The 25135-nt window shown below is 38.5% G+C and carries 26 protein-coding genes; 6 read left to right on the forward strand and 20 right to left on the reverse strand.

The annotated features are described in order from the left end of the window. Positions 1-6: 6 nt before the first annotated feature. From narJ to NSQ77_RS06400, 3 genes are all read right to left on the reverse strand, one after another. Positions 7-543, reverse strand: coding sequence for a nitrate reductase molybdenum cofactor assembly chaperone (narJ, locus tag NSQ77_RS06390; RefSeq protein ID WP_339229685.1), 537 nt, complete (start codon positions 541-543; stop codon positions 7-9). 440 nt (positions 544-983) lie between these two features. Then, on the reverse strand, positions 984-2456 hold the full coding sequence (gene narH / locus NSQ77_RS06395) for a nitrate reductase subunit beta (RefSeq protein ID WP_339229686.1): 1473 nt from the start codon (positions 2454-2456) through the stop codon (positions 984-986). Then, positions 2446-6126, reverse strand: a complete 3681-nt coding sequence (locus NSQ77_RS06400; protein WP_339229687.1) for a nitrate reductase subunit alpha — start codon at positions 6124-6126, stop codon at positions 2446-2448. Before NSQ77_RS06400 ends, narH begins: the two co-directional genes overlap by 11 nt. A 261-nt stretch (positions 6127-6387) precedes the next feature. Between NSQ77_RS06400 and NSQ77_RS06405 the strand changes: the two genes are divergently transcribed. Continuing rightward, the gene (locus NSQ77_RS06405) at positions 6388-7878 is read left to right on the forward strand and encodes an MFS transporter (protein ID WP_339229689.1); all 1491 of its coding nucleotides are present in this window, start codon (positions 6388-6390) and stop codon (positions 7876-7878) included. A gap of 226 nt (positions 7879-8104) precedes the next feature. On the opposite strand, the gene NSQ77_RS06410 is transcribed toward NSQ77_RS06405, so the two are convergent. The 3 genes from NSQ77_RS06410 to NSQ77_RS06420 form a co-directional block, all read right to left on the reverse strand. Next, positions 8105-9232 carry a TIGR04053 family radical SAM/SPASM domain-containing protein gene (locus NSQ77_RS06410; RefSeq protein WP_339229691.1) on the reverse strand — a complete coding sequence of 376 codons (1128 nt, stop codon included), beginning with the start codon at positions 9230-9232 and terminating at the stop codon, positions 8105-8107. Positions 9233-9361: 129 nt separating this feature from the next. Then, positions 9362-9601, reverse strand: a complete 240-nt coding sequence (locus NSQ77_RS06415; protein ID WP_149473119.1) for a DUF2249 domain-containing protein — start codon at positions 9599-9601, stop codon at positions 9362-9364. Positions 9602-9639: 38 nt separating this feature from the next. Then, a complete protein-coding gene (locus NSQ77_RS06420) occupies positions 9640-10065 on the reverse strand; it encodes a cupredoxin domain-containing protein (protein WP_339229693.1) in 426 nt (141 codons plus the stop codon). A gap of 185 nt (positions 10066-10250) precedes the next feature. On the opposite strand from NSQ77_RS06420, the gene NSQ77_RS06425 reads away from it, so the two are divergent. Further along, a complete protein-coding gene (locus tag NSQ77_RS06425; protein WP_339229695.1) occupies positions 10251-10943 on the forward strand; it encodes a Crp/Fnr family transcriptional regulator in 693 nt (230 codons plus the stop codon). 50 nt (positions 10944-10993) lie between these two features. Here the strand turns inward: NSQ77_RS06425 and NSQ77_RS06430 are convergent, their stop codons facing one another. The 6 genes from NSQ77_RS06430 to NSQ77_RS06455 all read right to left on the reverse strand — a co-directional run bounded on the left by NSQ77_RS06430 (position 10994) and on the right by NSQ77_RS06455 (position 15579). Then, positions 10994-11869 (reverse strand): metallophosphoesterase, encoded by an 876-nt coding sequence (locus tag NSQ77_RS06430; protein WP_339229697.1) that lies wholly within the window; start codon positions 11867-11869, stop codon positions 10994-10996. 115 nt (positions 11870-11984) lie between these two features. Further along, positions 11985-12548 carry a hypothetical protein gene (locus NSQ77_RS06435; protein ID WP_339229699.1) on the reverse strand — a complete coding sequence of 188 codons (564 nt, stop codon included), beginning with the start codon at positions 12546-12548 and terminating at the stop codon, positions 11985-11987. After that, a complete protein-coding gene (locus NSQ77_RS06440) occupies positions 12545-13180 on the reverse strand; it encodes an SCO family protein (RefSeq protein ID WP_339229700.1) in 636 nt (211 codons plus the stop codon). Before NSQ77_RS06440 ends, NSQ77_RS06435 begins: the two co-directional genes overlap by 4 nt. A 73-nt stretch (positions 13181-13253) precedes the next feature. Further along, positions 13254-14927: a cbb3-type cytochrome c oxidase subunit I gene (locus tag NSQ77_RS06445; protein ID WP_339229702.1), complete on the reverse strand. Its 1674-nt coding sequence runs from the start codon at positions 14925-14927 to the stop codon at positions 13254-13256. Positions 14928-14941: 14 nt separating this feature from the next. Further along, positions 14942-15409, reverse strand: a complete 468-nt coding sequence (locus tag NSQ77_RS06450; protein WP_339229704.1) for a cytochrome c oxidase subunit II — start codon at positions 15407-15409, stop codon at positions 14942-14944. Between the two features lie 17 nt (positions 15410-15426). Then, complete coding sequence (locus NSQ77_RS06455) at positions 15427-15579, reverse strand: hypothetical protein (protein WP_339229706.1); 153 nt, start codon at positions 15577-15579, stop codon at positions 15427-15429. Positions 15580-15878: 299 nt separating this feature from the next. On the opposite strand from NSQ77_RS06455, the gene NSQ77_RS06460 reads away from it, so the two are divergent. Further along, on the forward strand, positions 15879-16322 hold the full coding sequence (locus tag NSQ77_RS06460; protein WP_339229708.1) for a GNAT family N-acetyltransferase: 444 nt from the start codon (positions 15879-15881) through the stop codon (positions 16320-16322). Positions 16323-16593: 271 nt separating this feature from the next. Here NSQ77_RS06460 and NSQ77_RS06465 read toward each other — a convergent pair whose 3' ends face one another. After that, positions 16594-16965, reverse strand: a complete 372-nt coding sequence (locus NSQ77_RS06465; protein WP_339229710.1) for a hypothetical protein — start codon at positions 16963-16965, stop codon at positions 16594-16596. Between the two features lie 193 nt (positions 16966-17158). On the opposite strand from NSQ77_RS06465, the gene NSQ77_RS06470 reads away from it, so the two are divergent. Then, positions 17159-17545, forward strand: a complete 387-nt coding sequence (locus tag NSQ77_RS06470) for a DoxX family protein (protein ID WP_339229712.1) — start codon at positions 17159-17161, stop codon at positions 17543-17545. 149 nt (positions 17546-17694) lie between these two features. After that, complete coding sequence (locus NSQ77_RS06475; protein ID WP_339229714.1) at positions 17695-18315, forward strand: DUF3298 domain-containing protein; 621 nt, start codon at positions 17695-17697, stop codon at positions 18313-18315. A gap of 73 nt (positions 18316-18388) precedes the next feature. Here NSQ77_RS06475 and NSQ77_RS06480 read toward each other — a convergent pair whose 3' ends face one another. Both NSQ77_RS06480 and NSQ77_RS06485 read right to left on the reverse strand, forming a co-directional pair. Then, positions 18389-19579 (reverse strand): DUF4317 domain-containing protein, encoded by a 1191-nt coding sequence (locus tag NSQ77_RS06480; protein ID WP_339229716.1) that lies wholly within the window; start codon positions 19577-19579, stop codon positions 18389-18391. 255 nt (positions 19580-19834) lie between these two features. Beyond that, positions 19835-20272 (reverse strand): CBS domain-containing protein, encoded by a 438-nt coding sequence (locus tag NSQ77_RS06485; protein WP_339229718.1) that lies wholly within the window; start codon positions 20270-20272, stop codon positions 19835-19837. Between the two features lie 212 nt (positions 20273-20484). On the opposite strand from NSQ77_RS06485, the gene NSQ77_RS06490 reads away from it, so the two are divergent. Further along, positions 20485-21306, forward strand: a complete 822-nt coding sequence (locus NSQ77_RS06490; RefSeq protein ID WP_339229720.1) for a protein kinase — start codon at positions 20485-20487, stop codon at positions 21304-21306. A gap of 9 nt (positions 21307-21315) precedes the next feature. Here the strand turns inward: NSQ77_RS06490 and NSQ77_RS06495 are convergent, their stop codons facing one another. The 5 genes from NSQ77_RS06495 to cobA form a co-directional block, all read right to left on the reverse strand. Further along, a complete protein-coding gene (locus tag NSQ77_RS06495) occupies positions 21316-21519 on the reverse strand; it encodes a hypothetical protein (protein WP_339229722.1) in 204 nt (67 codons plus the stop codon). A gap of 194 nt (positions 21520-21713) precedes the next feature. Further along, complete coding sequence (locus NSQ77_RS06500) at positions 21714-22526, reverse strand: formate/nitrite transporter family protein (protein WP_339229723.1); 813 nt, start codon at positions 22524-22526, stop codon at positions 21714-21716. After that, positions 22523-23011, reverse strand: a complete 489-nt coding sequence (locus tag NSQ77_RS06505; RefSeq protein ID WP_339229724.1) for an NAD(P)-dependent oxidoreductase — start codon at positions 23009-23011, stop codon at positions 22523-22525. Before NSQ77_RS06505 ends, NSQ77_RS06500 begins: the two co-directional genes overlap by 4 nt. Next, the gene (locus NSQ77_RS06510) at positions 22929-23720 is read right to left on the reverse strand and encodes a sirohydrochlorin chelatase (RefSeq protein WP_339229726.1); all 792 of its coding nucleotides are present in this window, start codon (positions 23718-23720) and stop codon (positions 22929-22931) included. Before NSQ77_RS06510 ends, NSQ77_RS06505 begins: the two co-directional genes overlap by 83 nt. After that, positions 23713-25134 (reverse strand): uroporphyrinogen-III C-methyltransferase, encoded by a 1422-nt coding sequence (cobA, locus tag NSQ77_RS06515; RefSeq protein ID WP_339229728.1) that lies wholly within the window; start codon positions 25132-25134, stop codon positions 23713-23715. Before cobA ends, NSQ77_RS06510 begins: the two co-directional genes overlap by 8 nt. Position 25135: the final 1 nt, after the last annotated feature.

A 25135-nucleotide genomic window follows, 5' to 3' on the forward strand; every position in this document is an offset into this window, starting at 1 on the left:
TCCCCCCTAGGCTTCTTTAAGAGCCACAGATGTTACCCCGTTTTCTTCCATATAAAGAAAGAGTGCATCAAATAATAATCGGTAATAGCTATTATTTTCGACTAATCTTGCCTGAATTTCGCCGATTGCCTGATGGTGCATAGCAAGTAATTCATTACTTACTTCAACTGGGACATTAGCACAGAACTCTAACATAACTGGAAGATAGTCTGGTAATTCCTTGTCGGTTACTTCAAACCCATGTGCCTCATAATATTTCTTAAGCTTAAGTAATTCCAAGCCACGTTCGCGCTGTTCGCCTAGTTTCAAATAGGTTACATAGAGATTCGTTAATTTTCCAAAGTCAAAATGCTCGATATAGTGCGTGATCCAGTCGTCTAGTGACATCTCTTTTGATTGTTGAATAAACTGCTTGATATTTACTTTGATTTGACTGTTCGATTGTTCTTCTATTTCCATTTCTATTTCTGGTAAGATGTCTATCATTTCTTCCGTTGGATAGTTAAGGAGAAACGATATTAACTGATAGATATGTTGATTCATTATCAGAGCCTCCTATGATCTAAATAATTTTTTTACTACTGGTGAAATTTGTGCAATAATTGCCGTCCGGGGTCGCTTCGGGCGGATGCTTTCCGCGGGCACGGCTTCAGCCTCTCCGGAAGAAGAACACTTCCTACGAGTCTTCAGACACGTGCTATTCCCACAGGAGTCACCGCCCTACGCTCACCCGGACTGGTTAGAGCACCGACCTTGTAATCTACTATTAATAGGCAATGAGCCAGTTCTAGCGGTGTAAACACACGGAGACTCCTGTGCGATACGAGGGGCAGAGTGAGACCCCATAGAACGGAGTTTGAGGTGCGTCGGGTCACCCAGTGTGTTTCCGTAGCGGGTATATGCTCCAACCACCATTGCACATTACGTCGCAGTTTATATGTTTTCAGTATAACGAGAGTACATTTCCAAATCGGTTTCAGTCCTTAGGAAAGCACACCGCAGCTTCCTGGGCCTCCTGCGAAGTCTAGGCCGCATGCTCCTTGTTCTTTATATAGATCAGCTACTTCTTCTTTGTGACTATGTGGTATAACGAATCTGTCTTCATACTTAGCAATCGCTAACAGACGGTACATTTCTTTGATTGCTTTTTCAGTTAAACCGAGATCGGATAGGATGTCAGCATCAAATTCTTTTCCAGTTTGTTCAGCTCGCATAAAGTTACGCATGACTGCCATTTTCTTTAGAACCGTACGGATATGCCCGGTATCTCCAGCAGTTAATAGATTTGCAAGGTATTCAATTGGAATGCGCATGTTATCAATTGCTGGGAAAATGTCTTCTGTGTCTGCTGTGCTGCCTTTGCCTTCAATCATGTTCATAACTGGGCTTAATGGCGGGATATACCATACCATTGGCATTGTTCTGTATTCCGGATGTAATGGCAGGGCAATCTTCCAATCTATAATCATTTTATAAAGTGGTGATTGTTGAGCCGCTTCAATCCAGTCCATTGGAATTCCATCTTTTTTGGCTTGCTTGATAACTTCTGGATCGTTTGGATCAAGGAAAATACCGAGCTGTGCATGATATAATTCCTTTTCATCCTCTACAGATGCTGCTTCTAAGACGCGGTCTGCATCATACAGCATGATACCGATATAGCGAATCCGTCCAACACATGTTTCTGCACAAATCGTTGGCTGGCCATTTTCGATTCTTGGGAAACACATCGTACATTTTTCAGCTTTATTTGTTTTCCAATTGAAGTACACTTTTTTATACGGACAAGAAGTTACACAATGTCTCCATGCACGACATGCATTTTGATCCACTAGCACGATTCCATCTTCATCACGCTTATACATTGCTCCCGATGGGCAAGAGGATACACATGGTGCGTTAATACAATGCTCACAAATACGCGGCAGATACATCATGAACACATCTTCGAATTCGGTTTTAATGGATTCTTCCATCTGTACGACGTTTGGATCACGAAGTCCTGTAATATGGCCACCAGCTAAGTCATCTTCCCAGTTCGGTCCCCATTCCAAATCCATGAACTCTCCTGTCACCGCAGATTTCGCCCTGGCAACTGGCTGATGTTTCCGTTCTTTACTAGTTGTTAATGTTTCATAATCGTAGTTCCATGGTTCAAAATAATCGTCCATTTCTGGTTGGTTTGGGTTATAAAACAAGTTTAGTAGCCGATTCGTTTTCGAGCCTGATTTTAACCTTAACTCGTCGTTGTGAAGCTCCCAGCCACCTTTATATTTATCTTGATCTTCCCACTGTTTTGGATAGCCAATTCCAGGCTTTGTTTCTACATTATTAAAGTACATGTATTCGGCACCTGGGCGGTTTGTCCACGTGTTCTTACATGTCACGCTACATGTATGACAGCCGATACACTTATCGAGGTTCATTACCATCCCGACCTGTGCTTTAATTTTCAAGCCAATCTACCTCCTTCATTTTCCGAATAACAACATTCAAGTCACGCTGGTTTCCTGTTGGGCCATAGTAATTAAATCCATAGCTTAATTGGGCATATCCACCAATCATATGTGTTGGTTTTACATGAATTCTCGTTGGACTATTATGCGTGCCACCACGATTTTTCGTTAGACTTGTTCCAGGTGTATGGATATGACGATCTTGAGCATGATGCATAAATGCCATTGTTCTAGGGATACGATGGGAAACAACCGCCCTTGCTACTACGACTCCATTGCGGTTGAAGCATTCAATCCAATCATTATCCTCAACATCAATTTCCGCTGCATCATCTTTATTTAGCCACACCGTTGGACCACCTCGGAAAAGAGTTAACATTGGCTGCGCATCAAAGTACATGCTATGAATCGACCATTTATTATGTGGTGTCAGATAGTTCAACGTGATTTCTTTTCCTTCCACTTCCGGCCGTTTGGAACGGAATGGCTTATGGTTCAAAATTGGTTTGAATACGGCAAATGATTCCCCGAATTCCTTCATCATTTCATGATCCAGGAAGTAGGATTGCCTTCCTGTAATGGTTCGAAATGGAATCAAACGTTCAATATTTGTTGTAAAAGGGGAATACCTTCTGCCACCTTTTTCTGAGCCGCTAAAAGCTGGTGACGTAATAACCGTCATTGGCTGCGCCGTTATTTTTTCAAATGTAAATAATTCTTCTTCTCTTTCCTCTGCTAAATCTTTTAACTCGAGATCTGTTACTTCTTCTAAAGCTTCCCACGCTTTTACAGCTACTTTTCCATTCGTTGTAGATGAAAGCATTAAAATTGCTTCACATGCATCTTTGGCGTGCGTAATATCTGGACAGCCATCAGCAATCGTTCCATTATCCACCGTTCCAAGTGTGTGTTTCACCTGTTCATACTCTTTTTCCATCGACCAGTTGATACCTTTTCCACCATAAGGCTGGGTTGCAACATTTGGTCCAAGTGCTGTCATCTTGTTATAAATTTGTTTGTAATCACGTTCTACTACATGAATTTGTGGCATCGTTTTACCTGGAATCGGTTCACACTCACCTTTGGACCAGTCTTTAATCTTTCCTAATGGCTGGGCCATTTCTGCTTTTGTATCATGAAGCAGTGGTGTTGCGACGATTTCCTTGATTGTCTCCATATCAATTTCCTCAGCTAAATCCGAAACTCCTTTTGCCAAGGCTTTAAAGATATCCCAGTCAGATTTCGCTTCCCATGGTGACGTAATCGCTGGATTAAATGGATGTACGAATGGATGCATATCCGTACTGGATAAGTCGTGCTTTTCATACCAAGTCGATGCAGGCAAGATGACATCTGAGTATAGTGCCGTTCCAGCCATACGGAAATCAAGGTTAATTAATAAATCAAGTTTTCCTTCTGGTGCTTCTTCCCGCCATTTAATTTCCTCAGGGCGAATACTCTCTTCATCATCGTTTAACAGTCCATGGGAAGTTCCTAGTAAATGTTTAAGAAAATACTCATGTCCTTTTCCTGAACTGGAGATTAAGTTTGCACGCCACACAAATAAGTTTCTTGGGAAATTGACCGGGTTATCTGGATCTTCAATTGCAAATTGCAGTTCTTTTTCTTTTAATTGCTTCGCCACATAGTTTCCGATATCTTCCGTTGTTTCATAGCCATTTGCTACTGCTTCCTTATAGAGATCAATTCCGTTTTTATTGAATGTTGGATAAGATGGAAGCCAGCCAAGGCGAGCTGCCAACACATTGTAATCCCCATGATGTTCGTATCTTGCTTTTTCATTTGCAGCGGTAAGGTCACTAACAGGTGTTTCCTCAAAGCGCCATTGATCGGTTGCAAAGTAGAAAAAGGATGTTCCATTTTGCAGTTTAGCTGGACCGCCCCAGTCTTTAGCAGTTGCGATCGTGCTCCATCCTTCTGCAGGCCGTAATTTTTCTTGTCCAACATAATGGGCCCAGCCTCCGCCATTTACACCTTGTGCACCTACCATTAGGACAAGGTTAACAACAGCACGATAAATCGTGTCTGAGTTAAACCAATGGTTAATTCCTGCTCCAACGATAATCATTGAACGGCCTTTTGTATCCACTGCATTTTGTGCAAACTCACGAGCAATCTTTATGACGAGATTGCGATCCACACCTGTAATTTCTTCTTGCCATGCTGGTGAGAATGGTGCGATGTCATCATAAGAACTTGCCACTTCTCCGCCAAGACCACGGTCAATACCATAGTTAGCAAGCATTAAATCATAAACCGTTGCAATATATTCTGTCTTGCCATTCAGTTCTACTTTTTTCACCGGAACTGCACGTGACAGTACTTTTCTCGTTTCCGCATCAAAGTATGGCATATTGACATACACCACTTCGTCTTCCATTCCAAGAAAACTTAGTACAGGTTCAATTTTTTCATTGGTATTTTCATCAATGAGCTTCAAGTTCCAGTTTCCTTTATCATCCCAGCGAGAACCCATCGTTCCATGCGGAATAGAGAATTTACCTGTTGCTTGATTATACATAGCAGGCTTCCATTCATTATTCTCTGAAGTAGTGCCAAGATCAGCTTCATTTAGGAATCTGTCTGCCACAAACATTCCATTATCTTCTTTTAAACGAACAGAGAATGGAAAATCGGTATATTGCTTTGCATAGTCCTCAAAGTATGGTGTCATATTTTTATCATAAAATTCATTTAAGATAACATGTCCCATGGCCATTGCAACTGCACCATCTGTTCCTTGTCTAACGGATAGCCAGTCATCGGAGAAAGTCGTTGATTCTGCGTAGTCCGGGCTAACGGATACAACTTTCGTTCCTTTATAACGAGCTTCAACTAAAAAGTGAGCGTCTGGTGTACGTGTCATCGGCACATTCGAACCCCATGTGATTATATAGCTCGAATTAAACCAGTCTGAGCTCTCTGGTACATCCGTTTGATCTCCCCAAATTTGCGGGGATGCTGGTGGCAAGTCGGCATACCAATCATAGAAGCTGAGCATTGGTCCGCCCATTAATTGCATAAAACGGCTTCCTGCCGCATGGCTGATCATGGACATGGCTGGAATTGGTGAAAAACCAACATTTCGATCTGGACCATATTTCACAATCGTATATAAAGTAGATGCGGCAATAAGCTTTGCTACTTCTTCCCAGTCCGCTCGAACAAGTCCACCCTTTCCTCTTGCTCGTTTATAGGAATTTGCCTTTTCTTTGTCCTCTACAATGCTCTTCCACGCTTCCAATGGATTATCATAAGCTGCTAATGCTTCTTTCCATAAAACTAGTAATTTTTTACGTATATATGGATATTTCACACGTAGTGGGCTATAAATATACCAGGAAAAACTAGCTCCTCTTGGACAGCCCCGAGGTTCAAATTCCGGCATGTCTGGACCTGTTGTCGGATAGTCCAATTGCTGTCCTTCCCATGTGACAATCCCGTCTTTCACATAAATATTCCAGCTGCATGATCCGGTACAGTTGACTCCATGTGTGGAGCGAATAACCTTATCATGCTGCCATCTTCTCCGGTATACATTTTCCCAGTCACGATTACCTTCTTGTAATTGACTATGATTATTGGAATATGTTTCTTTTGGTTTTAAATAGTTCAATCGCTGCCAAAGTGGAGATGGTTTCTTCTTCATCATTGTCCCTCCATGTAAATTGCTTTGTTCTACCATCAATATTAAACATCCCACCAACAGACACGTTGTGAAATACATCACACCTATTTAAGATGTCAAACTTTAGACAAAAATTATTAATCAATTCATTGTAAAGGATTTGATTCAAAAATCTGTCACAGGTTATGTGATGTTTTTCACTACTATAACGAACAAGCATCGTTAAACTTATAACCAATTAAATACAAAACTAAATTTTTATAAAGAAAGGTACGATTTATTATGAAGAAACCGGGTTTACAGCTATCCTTACAAACATCGAGTTTAGTCGTTGGATTTATGGTATGGGTGCTCATTTCGTCGCTAATGCCATATATCACAGCAGATATTCCAATGACTTCTGGGCAAGCTTCGATCGTAACTGCTATTCCAGTTATTTTGGGCTCCCTCTTGCGTATACCAATTGGTTTTTATGCAGATCGATTCGGTGCCAGAATTATTTTCTTAATTAGTTTTCTCGTTCTTTTATTTCCGGTATTTTACTTAAGTGTAGCGAGTTCCTTTGTCGATCTTGTCATTGGTGGACTAATACTTGGTATTGGTGGAGCAACCTTTTCCATCGGGGTTACATCATTGCCGAAGTATTACCCAAAGGAAAAGCATGGTTTTATTAATGGAATATATGGTGTCGGTAATATTGGAACTGCGATTACAACTTTCGGAGCTCCAATCCTTGCTGAATCCATTGGTTGGCAAGGAACTGTTCGCGTATTTTTGATTATTGTCGTAGTGTACTCCGCATTGATTTTTATCTTTGGAGATCGTAAAGAAGCAAAAGTAAAGAAATCCATGGTTGAACAAATTCGAGGTGTCTATAAAAATTCGACATTGTGGTTCCTAAGCTTATTTTATTTCATTACATTCGGAGCTTTTGTTGCGTTCACGATGTTCTTACCAAGTTTCCTAGTTGATAATTTTGGTTTAGCGCCTGTGGATGCAGGAATTAGGACAGCAATATTCATTTTAATTGCAACATTACTTCGACCGGTTGGTGGTATGCTTGCAGATAAATATAATCCATTTATCATTTTAATGTTTGTTTTTATTGGCGTTGCCTGTTCCGGAATCTTATTATCCTTCTCACCTGATATTATTTGGTATACCGTTGGAGCTTTAGCAGTTGGGATTACCGTGGGGGTCGGAAATGGTACAGTCTTTAAATTAGTGCCTTTGTATTTTTCCAAACAAGCAGGCATTGTGAATGGGATTGTTTCCGCTATGGGTGGACTAGGTGGTTTCTTCCCACCTTTGCTTCTGACCGCTGTTGCTAATATTACGGGACAGCATGCGATTGCTTTCATGTTAATGTCAGAATTCGCCTTCGTAAGTTTCGTTATTGTTATTTTTATGTATTACCAGGAACGAGTCAGTGTTGAAGGTAAAATTATCGAAAGTGCTGCAGAAGGAATCATGGTAACGAATAAAAAACGTATTATCCAAAATGTTAATCCAGCTTTTGAACGAATCACCGGTTATACAAAAGAGGAAGTACTTGGAAAGACACCAGCAATTCTAAAATCTGGAAAACAAGACAAAGCATTTTATGATGGAATGTGGAATTCGATTAATAAAAACGGCTTCTGGGAAGGTGAAATTTGGAACAAACGAAAAAATGGAGAGATGTATCCAGAGCTGCTTACCATAAGTCCAGTTAAGAATAATGTTGGCGAGATTAAGTACTACGTTGGTGTTTTCAATGATATAACACATTAACAAATGCGGAAGCGCCCGGTTAGCGACGTACGGACTGGACTGAACCGAAAGAGATAAAGGAAACACGGCGACCGTAGGGAGTCGATGTTGACTTATCGTACGGAGGTGAGGGAAGTCTCGCTGCCGCTTCAGCGCTTCGTGGACGTGGCTACTTAGGTAACTAAGTTATATACATCATTCAAAATTTTATAGTTTTCAAGTTGAAAAAATCCTGAGTTGATATTACTCAGGATTTTTTACTCTTTTTGCGCATTGCTCTTGGAATATAAACACAATATGGTTCACTTTCCATATAATCTCCTGTTACATTATATGCGCGTGATCTTGATCCTCCGCAAACATGGCGAAATTCACATACCCCGCATTTTCCTTTGTATTTATCCGGATTACGCAAATTTTGAAAGACCTCTGATTCTCTGTAGATTTCTGCAAGTGGCGTGCGTCTGATATTTCCAGCACGAATTGGCAGTAATCCGCTTGGATACACATCTCCTGTATGGGAAATGAACACAAAGCCATTTCCATCATTAACACCTTTTGGTGCACGTCCAAGTCCATCAATCTGTCCTGTTTTTCCTTGGTTCATCGCATCTTCATAGAAAATTTGGTCTTTGTCACTCATACCTGTATGTTCTCGCATTTTTTGCTGAATAACGACACGTCGATAATGCTGGCCAGCGGTTGTCTTAATATCAAATGGAACTCGTTTGGATAATTTGTACAACCATCGGAATACCTTTTCATGTTCAGCAGGTGTAATCATGTCTGATTCTTTCCCTCGTCCTGTCGGCACAAGGAAAAACACACTCCATAATACACAGTTCAGGTTTTCAACCATCTCTGCCATTTCATCTAAGTATTCATAATTATATCGGGATATTACGGTATTAATTTGCAGCGGCATATCCAATTCATGTAAATACTTAATCGCATTCATCGTTAAGTCAAAAGAGCCTTCTGTTCCTCGAAAATGGTCATGCACTTCCTTACAATGTCCATCAATACTAAATGCCCATCTCGCAAGTCCAATATCTTTCGCTTTTTGCATTGCCTCTTTTGTTACATTTGGTGTGGCAGATGGAGTCATGGACACACGCACACCTTTTTGAATAGCGTATTCAGCAATATCAAAAACATCTGGTCGTTCTAATGGATCTCCACCTGTAAACACAAGCATGGGATTATCCATCTCATATATGTCATCGATTAATTTCTTTCCTTCATCAAACGTTATTTCTAATGGATGTCTATGATACTGAGCTTCTGCACGGCAATGCAGACAATGCAGCTGACAAGCACGGGTTAGCTCCCATATAACAATAAACGGGCTTTCGTTATAATCTCTATTAAACATCACTCTCGTCCCTTTCAGGTAGTTTAGCTTCAGTGTAGACTAATTCGGAAAATGTTTATGTGAGGTTTATCACTTATTAAATAAATTAGGAAACCCCTGATCACAATGAACAGGGGATACGATAAATTATTATCTCTTTTCAATCTCTACTCTCCAAAGCTCTGGACCTTCTTCTACGTATTCCCAATGGAAAGAACCTTCCCTTTCAATTAAAAATTGATAGTATAAAAGTTTTGGATCATGCGTATTCGAAAGATGCATCACTTCTCCAGATTTTAAACGATCAAATGTTTCTAAAATCCTTACATGACGAATCTTTGGTCTAATATCTGGTGCATGTAAGGTTACAGCATATTGTTTCTCGTTCATTTAATGACCCCCAAAAAACCTTATAGTTGAACATCCTTTTATAGAACAACTAATGTTGCAACCATTTCTGCGTGACCTTCCCCACAGAAAATATTACAGTAGATTTCATATTCACCTGGCTCCTCCGGAATGATAACAGCTTCTCCATCCCCCTCAATTTTAACGCCAAGTTCATTAATCGCAATTCCATGGTGTCCTTCTTCATTTGTTAATGTAATCGTTGCTTCCTCTCCGGATTGAACGACAAATTTATCCTGGTTAAAGTCAAAGTCCGTTGCAACGATATTGACTTCATTTGTTACTTCCTCCGATTCCTCAGAAGCACTGGATTCATTAGACTGTTCTGTTACCGTTTCTTCCCTTTTGTCAGCTTCTTCATTTGCAGAACTACTTTCATCCCCTCCACAAGCAACGAGCGAAAATATTAATCCGATAAATAGGATAGCTAATAAACCCTTTTTCATGATGACGCCTCCTCTATTTTTTATTACATGTATAGTATACTCCCACTGCATGAACTAAACTGTGAGGTACAGCACTTGTTTTCTGTGATTCTAATCACATTCAACTGATATGCAGTGACATTTTTCACATGAATATTGAAAAAGAATGATATGCTATACATAAGTGATTTGGAGGAGGTATAGTGATGTATCCAGATTCAGTGAAAAAGCTTTTACAGCGTTTTCCGCTTTTCAAAAGTTTAACAAATTATGAAATTACTCCGATTTTAAATATTGCCCAAAATCGAACATACAGACAGGGATCCCATGTTTTTATGCAAGATGAACCACTGACCAATGTGTATTTTATCCATCAAGGAAAAATTAAAATATATAGAACGGATATCCATGGCAAAGAACAAATCATTAATGTTTTGAATGATGGGGATATGTTTCCGCATCAAGGTTTTTTCCGCAACGATAATTACCCAGCACATGCCGAAATAATGGAGGAAGCCGTGCTTACTTATATTCCGACTCCATTGTTTGAGGACTTTTTAATCAACAACCCAGAGGTAAGCATTAAAATTTTCCGGGTTCTAGGAGACAAAATTGTTGACTTGCAAAACCGTCTTGAGGAAAAAATTCTGCGTAACACCTATGAACAGATTATTCTATTATTACTTCGACTTGGAAAAAAATATGGAATTGAAACCGCGGCAGAACAGCTTACTCTAACAACGCATTTTACCAATAAGGATTTAGCAAACATGATTGGATCAAGCAGGGAAACCGTTAGCAGAACGCTCACCCAATTAAAGAAAAAACAACTTGTATTAACAGATAGTGACGGGAACATGGTATTAGATACAAAACAATTAAAAGAAGAGTTATTTTAGAAAACTACAGTGCCTTCCCCCCCCTGCCTGTACAGGAAGGCACTGTATTATTATTCTCCAGAAACTTTAATCACGCTAAGCTGACTTTGATTAAGGAAACGGATTGGCGCAACACTTGTCCCAACACCACTATCAATATAAAGAAACTGATTTGTGCCAAATTCATATGTCCCTTTTTCCAGCTTAGGGAAGAATCCTTGGTCTGGAGCAACTAAAGCACCAATTAACGGGACTCGCACTTGTCCTCCATGCGTATGACCGCTCAAAATTAAATCCGTTGGAATATCATTATACTTATCCAGAATACTAGGCGTATGCGATAGTAAAACCGTATAGCTTTCGGAATCCACATTCATAAACGCCCTATCGAGATCTTCATGATTGGTTGAAGCATCATCAATTCCTACTAGATTAAGCTTCACATTATTTATTGCAAGCTCAGTTTGTTGATTGTTTAAAATGGTTATATCCCTTTTTTCAAGACCATCTAATAGAGACTTTCTATTTGGATTGTCCCATTCATGGTTACCGGAGACAAAATAGACATGCTGATTTAAAGCTTTCAGTCTCTCAACCAATGAAAAGACATGATCGAAATTATCTGTACGCCTATCTACAAGATCACCCGTCAATACGATAATGTCAGCATCTATTTCTTCCACGGTATCTAGCAGCTTTTCATTGTTATCACCAAAAACTTTATTATGTACATCACTAATTTGGAGAATCGTGAAGTCGGAGCCAGGTGGTATTTTATTCGTCTGAAATTGGACGCGATTCACTTTAAAAATGTTGGTATCCATATATGCTTTTATTGAAAATATAAGAATACATAAAGCCACAATAATGAGAGCTAATCTTTTTCGCTTCTTGCGATTTTTTACTTTAGCAGTTTTTCCTTCCTGTTGAATCATTTGCTTTGACATATACTATTTCAATCCCCTCAGGTAATGATTCTATCTTTTAGTTTAATTGAAATGCCAGGCAATAACACGAAAAAAGAACGCATTTCTATTTTAAAAATGCGTTCTTTTCCTAGCATCATGTTTCACTATATTCTTCTTTATCAATAAACAACGTTTGAACAAAATAAATCACGATACATAACCCGGTTAATAAAAATGTCCAACCAAGTGCTTTTTGTTCTTTTATCAGATAGCTGTTACAAATTTGATTTGGGGAAAAAATATAAATCCAAGCCATGATTCCAAAAATAATACTAATAAGAATGAAAATACTATTTTTCCCTTTCGCAGACAATTTACTCCAACTATTACGCAGCGGGACTCCAGCAAGGAATGGCAGACTAATAAACTTGAAAACTTCTACAGCAGAAACGGTTAATGCTTCATCCATCGTACGTGGGATCATCCAGTAGCTTATAATAATCATAAAAAGCACAATTCCAGGTAAACCATTTTGATTCCATTTTTCAAAAAAGCTTGGGAAGGTTTGTTGGAGGTATGGGGTTAACAGCATCCCTACAATAACGAGTAATGGCATTTGCATATGCATATGAACAACCATTATCGATTCCAATAGTGTAATCACAGGTGGGAGCATCAAAAACAAATAGATTCCTAATCCATAGGTTGCTTGCTTCATGATTTATCCCCGACTTCTGTTTGCAGGATGGCATTAACTTTACTTGCTGCTTCATCAATTCTTTCATAATCCATCACATCTATTAGCTTTCCTTCCGGGTTGACCAAATAAAACGCGGAATTATGTGCGAAATGTCCATTATTATCTGGAATTACGATGACACCAAAGCTAGCTAGCAGCTCATCGAGCTCATGTTGATCAGGGATTCTCGCCATCCGCCATGTTTCTCCATCACTATTAAAATAGTTGCGATAATGTTCTAATGTAGCTGGATCATCATTTTCAGGATCAAAGCTAATACTCATAAATACAATATCCTCACCGATATATTGTTCTGGTATTTGGTTATAAACTTGTGCGAGATTCATTTCAAGCAGCAAGCAAACATCCGTACATGCTGTATAAATAAAGGTTAGCAACACGTATTTTCCTTGAAACTCGGAAAGAGAGTATACTCTTTCCTTGCTGTCCTCTATTGTTACCTCAGGAAACTGCGGCTTTTCTTCAATCAGATTCATTGTTCTTGCCTGTTCAGCTGTATAGGCTGTGAATCCGTCTGTACCTATAAAAAACAGCCCAAAGCCAAACACAATAACAATGATGAGCGCTGATGTATTCCGCTCTTTGATCATACGATCACGTCCTACAATGATTTTTTAATCATAGAGATAGCCATTCGACTATCTCTATTCGATTTTAAATGAATCACCACGTTCTAAACGGCGGGGATCCTGGTACACCGAGTAGCTCAAAGATTGGGACGACATATCCCATGGCGACAATTGCAATTAGCAATACAATTATGAGTCCCCACCTTTCCGTCCATTTTGGTGCAGGGAAAGCATCAGCTTCTTGCTCTGCTATTGGAAATTCAGTTTTTCCTTTTGGTGCAAAGAACATCAGATAAACTGCGATGTAGACCATGAGCAATACTGCGACAATCAGAAGTGTCCCTCCAATCGCAAGGAAAATCAAATATGGATCCCAGCCTAAGGCTGTCTGATGGCCCCCGTAAGTTGTATAGGACGTTCGGCGTGGTGAGCCTAAGAGCCCAACTGCATGCATGGACCCAGACATAAACAACATACCAACTGTCCATAAAATCGTTTGGATAATACCTAAGCGATTAATCTGTGGTGTGAATTCACGTTTTGATAAATATGGAATTAGCCAATATGCAATCCCAAAAAATGTTAATGCAACGGTAACCCCCACTGTTAAATGGAAATGTCCCACAACCCATAATGAATTATGAACGACTTGGTTTAACTGATTATTTGTTTGTGCAATGCCACCTGCACCACCAGGGATAAAGGCAGCCATCGCAATAAATGGTGCCAGGAAACGAACGTCTCCCCATGGTAATTTTTTAAACCATCCTAATAAACCTTTTCCGCCTTTTCTTCTGCCAGTACGTTCAAATACGGCAAACATTGCAAATGCTGTCATGAGTGATGGAAAACCAATGGATAAACTCATAAATACATGGATGAATTTCCAGCTTTCAGTAATTCCTGGATCGACAATTTGGTGATGGAATCCTCCTGGAATATTCAAAATAACTAATAGAATAACGACTAAACGTGTTAATCCATCACTAAACCCTTTTCCCCCAATAATTTTCGGCACGGCTACATACCATGCAGAAATTGCTGTTAAATACCAAATGTTTACCAGCGTGTGACCAAAGCTCCAGAACAATGTCCGGCTAAGCATGACATTAATGGTTTCTTTCCAGCCAAAAGCCCATGGGATCAACGTTAATACTTCAACAGCAACCCCAATACTTCCAAACACAAGCATGACGAACACACCAGTTGCGAAGAAAGCTAGCAATGGGATATGCTGTCCTTTATGATTTTTCCTCCAATGCGCAACATTGATAAATGCTCCAAATGCAGCAATCCAAATTCCTACTACTAAAAATACTAATCCAATATAAAACCATGGAGATGCTTGCATTGGTGGGTAAAAAGTAAACATAACTGAAGCTTCACCCGCAATAATAGTTGTTGCAACGAAGACAACACCAACTACCATAGAGCCAAAAGCAATCCAGCCCATTTTTCTTACTTTAGGAAGAAGTCCCCCGAGTGTATGGGATAGGGCCGCGTAAAAATAACCAACAGCAAATGTAGTCGTAAATACAAGCAGCAATAAAATACCGTGTGCTGTAAGCGTCTGATAATAATCAAACCATGCTGGCAATTCGAATAATCCAGCCCGGTTTAGCCCTTGCAGCAACCCTAAAATTCCACCAATTAATAGTGCTGTAAAAGAAACGACTAAAAAAGTTATTGATAACTTTGCATCCTTTGCATTCACTCCTAATACCTCCGTAACTTTATGATGAAACACGCTTTTTTCAGCTAGCTCCATTTTTCTTCCCTCCTTTATTTCACAATAATTGTCATTGCCATCATTTGATGCCCAACACCACAGTACTCATTACAAATGACCAAATATTCACCAGGTGTATCAAATGTTTGCGAAATTCGCTGAACATGTCCAGGCGTTACCATCGCATTAATGTTTGTACCAATAACCTGGATACCATGCACAACGTCCTTTGATGTCATTGTAAAATGCACTTCTGATCCTGCTGGTATTTCAATTTCATTTGGATTAAAACGAAACGCTTCCAGTGTCATAACAACTTCGTACGCATTCTCTCCAATCTCAAAAATGCCAGGATTATCAAATGGTGCCGTTTCATCCACTTTCTGAGGATCCAGCGTTTCCATCCCACTTGGTGGTGCCATTCCATGCGCAAAAGCCTGGTAACCAGTAAAAACCATAGCTAAAATAATAATTCCAACACCGACAACTAACCAAATCTCTTCAGCACGATGTAATTTCATCCTTTATCCCTCCCTTGTTAAATTCTGATCATATAAAATACAATGAGTAATAATGTAAAAGCGACGATAGATCCTCCAACAAAAACAACAGAAGAAAATAATGCTCCTTTAAAGGAATGTTCCTCATCCGTAACATGCACTTTTTCTTTCATATCTTTGTTTATTTCCATTCATGACGCCTCCCTTATCCTTCTTAAGTTCATTTTAAGATGGATAAGCGATGTCTTAAGTGAAGCACATCACACTTAGGGAGTGATTTAGAGCACAGAATCGTGTCTTCGTGACAGCTTTTTGAACAATCGATTATTTGAGCTGAAATAAATAAATTGGCATCATCCAAAGTAAGGAAGCAATCGGGCTTAATGGTAGCCCAGCTCTATACTAGAAAAAATAAAATGGCGCAGGAGAGACCTCAAAGCCCTATAATTGTTACAAATATTGTGTATAATTCAAAAGAGGGGGAATAAATATGGTCCATTTAGAAACGATTACGAAAAACAATTGGCTGGATGCTATTTCACTGCGTGTACGGGAAGACCAAGCGGGATTTGTAGCATCAAATGCGATATCACTTGCTCAATTAAATTTCCTCGAAAAATTCCATGCAAAAGGAATTTTTCTTCATGGGGAAATGATTGGATTTACACTCTATGGAGTGGACGAAGAGGATAATGAGTACTGGATTTATCGAATGATGATTGATCAAAAGCATCAAGGAAAAGGTTATGGAGTAAAATCGATTCAACTTATCATCGATGATATTAAGATGATAAAAGAAGAGCACCATCACACAATCACCCTGTCTTATGAACCAGAAAATCAACATGCAAAACATGTATACGAAAAATTAGGTTTCCAAGATGTAGAAGGGCTAATTAATGAAGGCGAACAAGTTATGCGCTTTACGTTTTAATGAAAAAAAAATGACGGGACATTTAGTCAAGTCAGCTTTTTTAATAGGTTTAACGATACCTTCTAAATGTGATAGTCGCAAGCGATTTACATGTTATCTTTTTCTGAAAGGTATTTTAAGCTTAAATCAAAAGGATGCTTTTCATGTATGGCGAGAAGGTGAATGCTTTGATTTAAGTTCGGATAATGAGCAATCGGATCTGGATAATAAATTTGTCCCAACATGTCCTGTGGAATATGTTTCAGTATATTTTTAGCTGTTCTGTCTCATATTACAAAAACCATTCAATTTCAGTAACATTCCATTTATTCTCCAGACCAGAAGGCCGCATAATTAGCGATGGTGCACGCATTGGTCTTTTCTTTTTGCCTCTATATTCTTCATAAATATTATGTATTTCTGTTTTATAGGGTTGTTGCTTTCGAACATAGGCAAGCGGCAGCATGACGGGAATATAGTAATTCGAAAACCGCCTAAATAACCTTATCATTAAGTACAAATGATATAACGTTTCACCTATTGACCACTTGTCAGGAAAAGGTCTATTCCACTCCTGCTCAAAGTCCAACTTTGTATTCTGATAAAAAGCTTCACGCTGTTTGGTTAACGTGTGAAATTGCTTTTCCACCTCATTACTTTTCAATTGCTTCAACTCCTATATGAATATGATCCCTTTGTAATAATTCGAGATAAAAACTAGTAATCCTTTACGAAATAAACTTCAAATAAACAAAATATTATGTAATTTAAACCTACCCTTGACTTACATAAGTTATTATTATATATCCACTTATATAAAGTAACTTAGTAATAAATTAAACAGGAGGTAAAGTTACATGACTAAAAATGAAGCAGGTTCCGTTATCTTAAGAATTGTTTTAGGGATAACTTTTTTCATACATGGTTTGGATAAGTTTCAAGCTGGAATTGGCAACATAGCAGGCTATTTTGAAAGTCTTGGAATCCCAGGATTTTTAGCATACATTGTCGCATTTATCGAATTAATTGGTGGTATTGCTCTAATTCTTGGTATTGGAACGAAAATTGTTTCTGTCTTAATCGCTATTATCATGCTAGGAGCTATCTTTACAGCGAAACTTTCCTTAGGATTTCTCGATGGATATGAATTAGACATAGCGCTGCTTGCCATTTCTATTTATCTAATTCTAGCAGACCGCACACCATTTTCACTGGATTACCAAATAGCAGTAAGTAAGAAATAAATAATAAACAACGAGGTTATCTAAGCACATTGCATGGATAACCTCATTGTTATTTACAACATAAATTCGCAATAAGGACAGTGCTGCCGATGCCTTTTTCACATCTTACATCTTTTAGGAATAAGATGTGTTAAAAAAGGATGAGAAAAATGCCTATCTCTCTCCCAACAGAGATACAAACATTTCAGATAAGTGATGGAGCGAATAAGACTGTTTATTATCCACGAGTTTTCCTTACGCATAATCATGAGCTTGAGCAAGCAATCAACCGAAGCATTGTGCTAAAAACACAACAGCTGATTGATCAGCAAGTTGGAGATTCACCGACAACACTTGAAGAAATGCTAGGTTATTTTGAAATTAAAAATAACCAGCGTGATGTTCTAAGCTTTACCTTTACGAATTATGCTTACCGTTATCACGCTGCCCATGGAATGACCTTTATTAATTCCTTAACCTACGACCTTAAAAAGCAACAGCCTTGCGAACTCAAAGATTTATTTAAACCAGGCAGCAATTATGTCGAACGGCTCTCCCAATTAATTCAAGAACAAATTAAGCAACGTGATATCCCATTAATTAATGAATTTAAGGAAATCGCTCCGAATCAAGACTACTATATTGCAGACAAAACCATCGTTATTTATTTTCAATTATATGATTTAACACCATATGTGTTCGGCTTCCCAATGTTTCCAATATCTGTTTATGACATTCAGGATATTATTAATGAAGATGGACCACTTGGCAGAATGGCAGAAAATAATTAATAGTCGACTAAAAACTACCAGCTAGAAAAGAATGATGCTTTTCTAGCTGGCTATAAATAAAATTGGGTCTCCATTATTCTTCATTTTCTTGTTTTTTTTCAAATAAAACCTCTGGGATTACCTCAAATCCTTCAATGACCGTATTTTCTTCTACTTCAATCATTAAGCTGAGCTTGCCATCAAATTGAATTTGACGGACATACCTTAAATCTTGTGGACTAATCGATATATCCGCTATTTTTGTCTTTATTTTAATTGACTTTGAATTATATTTCGGCATGATACTGCTCGCTTTTAATTCATAGGATTCATCATCGATCACTCGTTTAAACGCTGTTTCGACCTTTTCTGTATCGACATCCTCTATACCACTGTTTTTCAGTACCTTCTCTACATCCTTATAATCTAGTTTTGGCACGTCTTCTTCTTCGTTTTCCTCTACGACTCTATTGATTTCCTCATATACATTCGAGAGCGTAGCTGTATCGATTTGATCGCCTACAACCTTTTTCACAATTTCCTCAAAGACAATTTTATCCTCTCCGGCAGTCATAGCCTCTTCAGCATTTAATACTTCTTCAATAAAATGATAGTTTAACTCATTCGCTTTCCCAGCTGAATAGAGAATATGATTTACATCTGCCGCATTTTCTGTAAAGCAAGGGAATAAAAATCCAGATATCGGTGCGTTCAGATTAATAATTGGGTCCACAACAAAGTTATATTTAAATTCCTTTTCCACATAATCAAACAATAATTCCTTTTTCGGATCTAGTGTCTTATTCATACTGCATAGAATAAAGGGATGGGAGTATACGGTGTTTTTCTCGCTTTCTTCCCCTTCTTCACTCTGGCGCTTCATCGGCTTTCTATATTCTCCACGGATGAACGTTACGACAATATCCATTTCATATTGCTTATCCTTCAGCATTTTCTCAACAAGCTTGAGCATTTGTTCCTTCCAGTCCTCTGTTTCTGGACTAAGCAGACCTTGGTGCAGAATAAGCTGACTGCTATTTTCCACATCACGCTGGAATTTGAGTTCAAATACTTTTTCATCCAATTGACCCGTTAGTACTTTTTTAAAATTAGCCATGAATAGTTCCTGCTGTTCAACTTCGAGCATCTCAAATGGTGTACTTTGATGATGGTAAATATCACTCGATTCTTTCATGATGTATACATTAAAGATTTCATTAAGTTTTAATAAATCATTATTTACTTTGAACTGCTTGCGAATATTTGCTATATCTTTTTTATTCAACCTGTTCCACTCCTATGTTAAAATCGCTTTTTATCATTAGAAATTCTGTCAAAATAAAAGTGGAGAGTAAACCCTGTATCATTGATTTACTCTCCATTTTCTTTATTCATTTTAACACATAACTTCTTTATTTTGTCACTAACCAAAATTAGATATTTCAACAATTTTTAAGAGTAGAATTACTTGCTCACTAGGTTTAGCCTGACTTGGTGTAAAAAGCATTTAAGAAACACTTTCTGAAACCAATAAGTTACTCTACGATTGTGGAGCAGATGGTGTGGAAATGCTGGCAAGCGCCTGTTCAGCTTCATTAGCATATTGATTTTGAACAGCTAAGTCTCCCAATGCCACCATTCCAATCAGGTTACCGTTTTCTACAACAGGCAATCGGCGAATTTGCTGATCAGCCATTAATTGTGCAGCCTCGTGCACACCCATATCCGGAGTTCCTTGTACCATTTGCTGGGCTGTCATTACTTGGGATACTGGCGTTTGGGCATTTTGACCTTGTGCAGTTGTACGCAATGTGATGTCGCGGTCTGTTATAATCCCAACCATTTGCCCACTGTTGTTCACAACTGGTATAGCCCCAACATTATACTGGCTCATAATAGCCGCTGCTTCTTGTACAGATTGTGTCTCATTGATTGTCATAACATTAGATGTCATGATGTCTCTTATATACTGTGGCATAAAATATTCCTCCCTATTGTTCATTCATTTTAGGTTGGTTTATTTTTTTAATCTTATACACGCACTGCAAAATAGCCTATAATAAATTTACGAAGTTTTTGGGAAAAGTAATAATACATCACGTGTTTCATGAAATCACAAAAAAAATCTCCTATAGGGACATGTAAATGTATACTTACTGGATCTATTACTAACATATTGAATCGCTTTTTATGGATCTTATTTGGAAAGGTTTGAAACTGACTTTGCGTATAATTCGAAAAATTCATCAGCTTTTTGTAGATAAGCCTATAAAAAATGGAGTAATGTTAAACAATCGTTATAAGGTATTACGTGTTACAGGAATTGGAAGCTTTGGTATCGTTTATCTGTGCAGAGATTTAAAAGTAAACGAGAAAAGAGTAGTCAAACAGCTTCGGCCAAGTAAGTACCGTAACAATAATGAAGTTGAGTTGTTTGAAAATGAAATCTTTGTTTTGCGTACGCTGAGCCACAAACAAATTCCGACGTTCATTGAATCCTTTTCAACGAACGGAAACTTATTTTATGTCATGAAGTTCATGGAGGGAGATAATCTGGAAAACCAAATTTTCCCACACAAAAAAACTTTTAATGAGAAAGAGTCACTACTAATTCTCACTCAACTGCTTGAATTAGTTGATTACATTCACAGCAAAGGCATTTACCATCAGGATTTACGTATCCCCAACATTTTACTGAATAAAAAGGACTTATTTTTGATCGACTTTGGCTTGGCAAAGCATAGCACTGCAGTTGATTCCCATCACTCACTTAAAGATGTTCTGGAGTGGAAGCAACAGGATTATTATGATTTAGGAGAAATACTTTTATTTTTGCTTTATACAACGTACTCTTCTAAAAATAAAAAAGCTCTTCCTTGGACAGAAGAACTTTCTTTAGAAAAGGAAACCGCTTATTTATTGAAAAGGTTATTGCAAATTAATGAACCATACTTAAATGCGAATGAAATTTCAGTTGATCTTCAAAACGCACTTAAAATACAACAGGGTTAAAGAAAAGGATTAGCTGCTGCTTCTTCCTCTCCGTTTGTAGTAGCTGCTTCCACTCATTGGTGATCGTTTATACCGCCGATTGCTGCTACTGCTTCCCCGGTGATAATAACGTTTTTTCCGATCACTGCTGCTGCCTCGTCGATAACGGCTATGTCTGCGTTCACTGCTGCCTTGTGAAAGATTCTTAATTTGTTTCATTATTTTTTTAAACATGGTTTACCCCTTTTCATATTTTGGGCTTGTTTTACTTTTTTAGTCTACCATAATTTAAAAATAAATTTAATAATGAACTTAAATGGTTGCCAACAGCTTACAGAACCCTAGTTAGCTGAATTTTACACATTTGATCAATAGACATAGCCCTTTGCATTACTCAGATAGACTAATTGTAAAGGTTCACCGAATTTTTAGGCTTCCTTTTTAAGCCTTTGTTTGACCGCGGGCTGTTCCTTCGAACGTTTATCAGTTATTCCATACCAATAGGCAGCTCCGATGAATAGAGCACCTCCAACTATATTACCAACTGATACTGGGATTAAATTCGCGACAAGACCTGCAAGTGAAACAGTTTCCGGATGCGGGACCATTAAGGAAAGTGATAGTAATGTCATATTCGCAACACTATGTTCAAAGCCAGATGTAATGAAAGCAAATAAACACCAGAATATCATGATTAATTTAGCTGTTTCATCCTTCAGCTTGACCGAGCACCAAACTGCCAAGCAAACGAGTATATTACAAAGTATTCCACGAACAAACAATTCCATAAATGGTGCATTCATTTTCACACTTGCTGCGGAAGTAATGTAGGTGGCTGTGTCACCCGATGCTAGCCCTGAATAAAAGAAAAGTGCGGCAACTAGAATGGACCCGGCAAAATTACCAAAATAACTGTACACCCAAATTCGGCCTGCATCTAGGGCAGTTGTTTTTTTCATTAAGAGTCCAATGGTCATAATCATATTATTCCCTGTGAACAGATCTGCTCCAGCCATGATGACTAAACTCAAAGCAATGCCAAAGGAAATACCCATAATAATTTTAGTGCCTGGAGTATTAGAAGCATCAAGCTGTCCACCGATTGTAAAAATCAGAATGATTCCAAGTCCGACGAAAAGTCCAGCTAGCATCGCCATCAGAAAATACTTGCTTTTACTATTCTTTAATTGGTTCACTTTTAATACGGCTGTATTACTAAACGCAGTTATTGTCTCCATCATTTTTTATTTCTCCTTTTCTCGTAAGCATTTACTAATTCCCCCATCTGATCATCGTAGCGTTCCTCTAGCTCTTGTTTCAGTTTTTTCGCTAATATTGGACTTGCTCCTGATGTTGATATTGTCAAAATAAACTTCTCTCTTCGAACGATTGCTGGCGTGATAAAGCTAGAGTTTTCACTATCGCTTATATCATTGACCCATTGAAAATCAACGGCGCACGCGCAAACATTTTTATTAATTGATTTGTTATTCGTAGCTGCAAAAATCAGATGTGCTCCTTCGATATCTTTCTCTTCAAATTCCTTCTGCTTCCACGTAACATCATGTAATTGCTTCAGCTCCTCGAGGATACGTGGGCTAACCACCGTAATTGCTGCACCTGTTCCTTCAAGCCCTTTTGCTTTACGCAGAGCTATTTGACCTCCACCAACTATGACAACTTTCTTGCCATGCAGTTTCATCATCATTGGATACAACTGCTCCATGAAATGCCTCCTCGATTCGCTCGATTAATGTTTGCTTCATCAACACATCGAACTCCAGATTTTTACATAGATGAAAATAGTCTTGAGATGGGCCGATAGTCTGTTCTATCCGCTTCAGCAATAATCCCGTAAATAATAAATAGGGCATGACATAGACTTTCTCATATTGATTTTGCAGCTTTGCTATCACTGTATCGAAGCTTGGAACAGCAGCTGTCAGAAAAGCTTCGTATACTGGTTTATCCAGTCTTTGTTCAACAGCTCGACCGATTTGCTGTAATCCCATAATCGGGTTAGTGTCACTGCTACCTCTACCTACAAGCAAAACTGCTGCGTCCTTTTCATTTATTTCAGCTTCAATCCGTTTAACTACAAGCTTAATCATATTCGAATGAACACCAAATGGATCTGTTATTAGAAAAGATATGTGCTCGTGCTTAGAACGAATTGCTTGCAATGCTTCTGGAATATCCTGTTTGTGATGGACAGCTGAAAATAGAAGAACAGGAACGATAAGAAATCGTTCGGCACCCTTTTCAATTAACATTTCAATTGTTTCAGCAATGGTTGGATTCGCTAATTCCAAGAATGCTATTTCTTGATTCGGTAAGGGAACATCCGTCTTAACCGATTCAATAAATGTTATAAATTGCTCGTTCCCTTCATCACGTCGGCTGCCGTGTCCAATATACACAACAGCATCAATCATTCTCCACACCTCCATTCCATTCCATCCGCTCCAATTCAGTCTGGATTGATTCATCAACTGTATTAAAACCTAATCCAAAAGCATATTCCTTTACGGTTTCTCCAATATAGGCAAATTGAATAGCATCAAGGTGGTGAATATCAAGCTTCTCTAATTCTTCTACATAGCACTTCACAGCAGCTTTATTTGGAAAAATAACGGTCTCCCATTTGTCTTCCATCAGCAGTCGCTTATTAATTGCATCAAAACGTGAATCGACAAGCCACTCATGAGAATAATATACCTTCGCTTCCTTATTTTTATAACCTTCGGGGCCAATTATGATTGCACCCTCATTACTTCCCTGTGCTTTTGCCGCCATAATTCCTTTCGCAGCTAATGCTTGTTTTGCCTTCTCTGTTTGGTACTCAATGTTACGAGGCAAGTCGCGAATATCAAAATTCGCCTTTGCTAATTCGTAAAACAGCAGTTCCACACTTTCTGGAGCGGCGAAGATTAGTTTTTCCGCATTCATTATTGCTTCTAATTCATTTTGGGTAAATTGGTTGCTTTGCTTCTTAAAGAGTGGAAATGAATATGCTTCTGCTCCCAGCTCTGCAAAATAACGTTCCAGACCAAACGTACTTGCCGTTGCTTTTGCAATGATCACTCTTTTTCCGCTAAATCTTTTCTTTTCAAACCAAGCAAGTGATTCGCTAAGCGCAACGACGTCACCAACAATCATCATAGCGGGATTTCCAATATTCTCTTTCTCAATAATGTCTTTAATCGTTTCTAGCGTTCCTTTTACCACTTTTTGTTTTCCTAAAGTTCCCCATTGAATAATAGCTACTTTTGTATCAAGCGGTTTTCCTTGGTTAATCAGATCATCGCAATTCTCAACCAGTTTCTTCATTCCCATGTAGTAAGCGATTGTATCGCCTGTATGATTTTTGTCCTCATTCATTTGTTCATTATTTACACAAGCATGACCGGTTCTAAGTGTAAAACTATTGCTGTAACGACGATGTGTAACAGGAATTCCCGCATAAGCAGCCGCTGCAATACTAGAGGTGATTCCTGGGACAATTTCATAAGGTATATCAGATACAACAAGCTCCTCTGCTTCTTCACCGACCCTTCCGAATACGGAAGGGTCTCCACCTTTTAAACGAACAACGTATTTTCCTTGTTTTGCAAACTGAACGAGTGATTGATTGATATTCTCTTGTCGCATGATATGTCGATTCGGCAGCTTCCCGCAATAGATAAATGCACAAGATTGTTTTGCAAAACGTAATAACCTTGGATTAGCAAGACGATCGTATAAAATGACATCTGCCTGTTTTAAGCATTCCAAGCCTTTTGTTGTAATTAATTCGATATCTCCAGGACCTGCACCGACAAATGAGACAAAACCTTTTTTATTTTCCATC

Origin of the sequence: Oceanobacillus sp. FSL K6-2867, assembly GCF_037963145.1 — a bacterium.
In the GTDB taxonomy this organism is placed as follows: Bacteria; Bacillota; Bacilli; order Bacillales; family Amphibacillaceae; genus Oceanobacillus.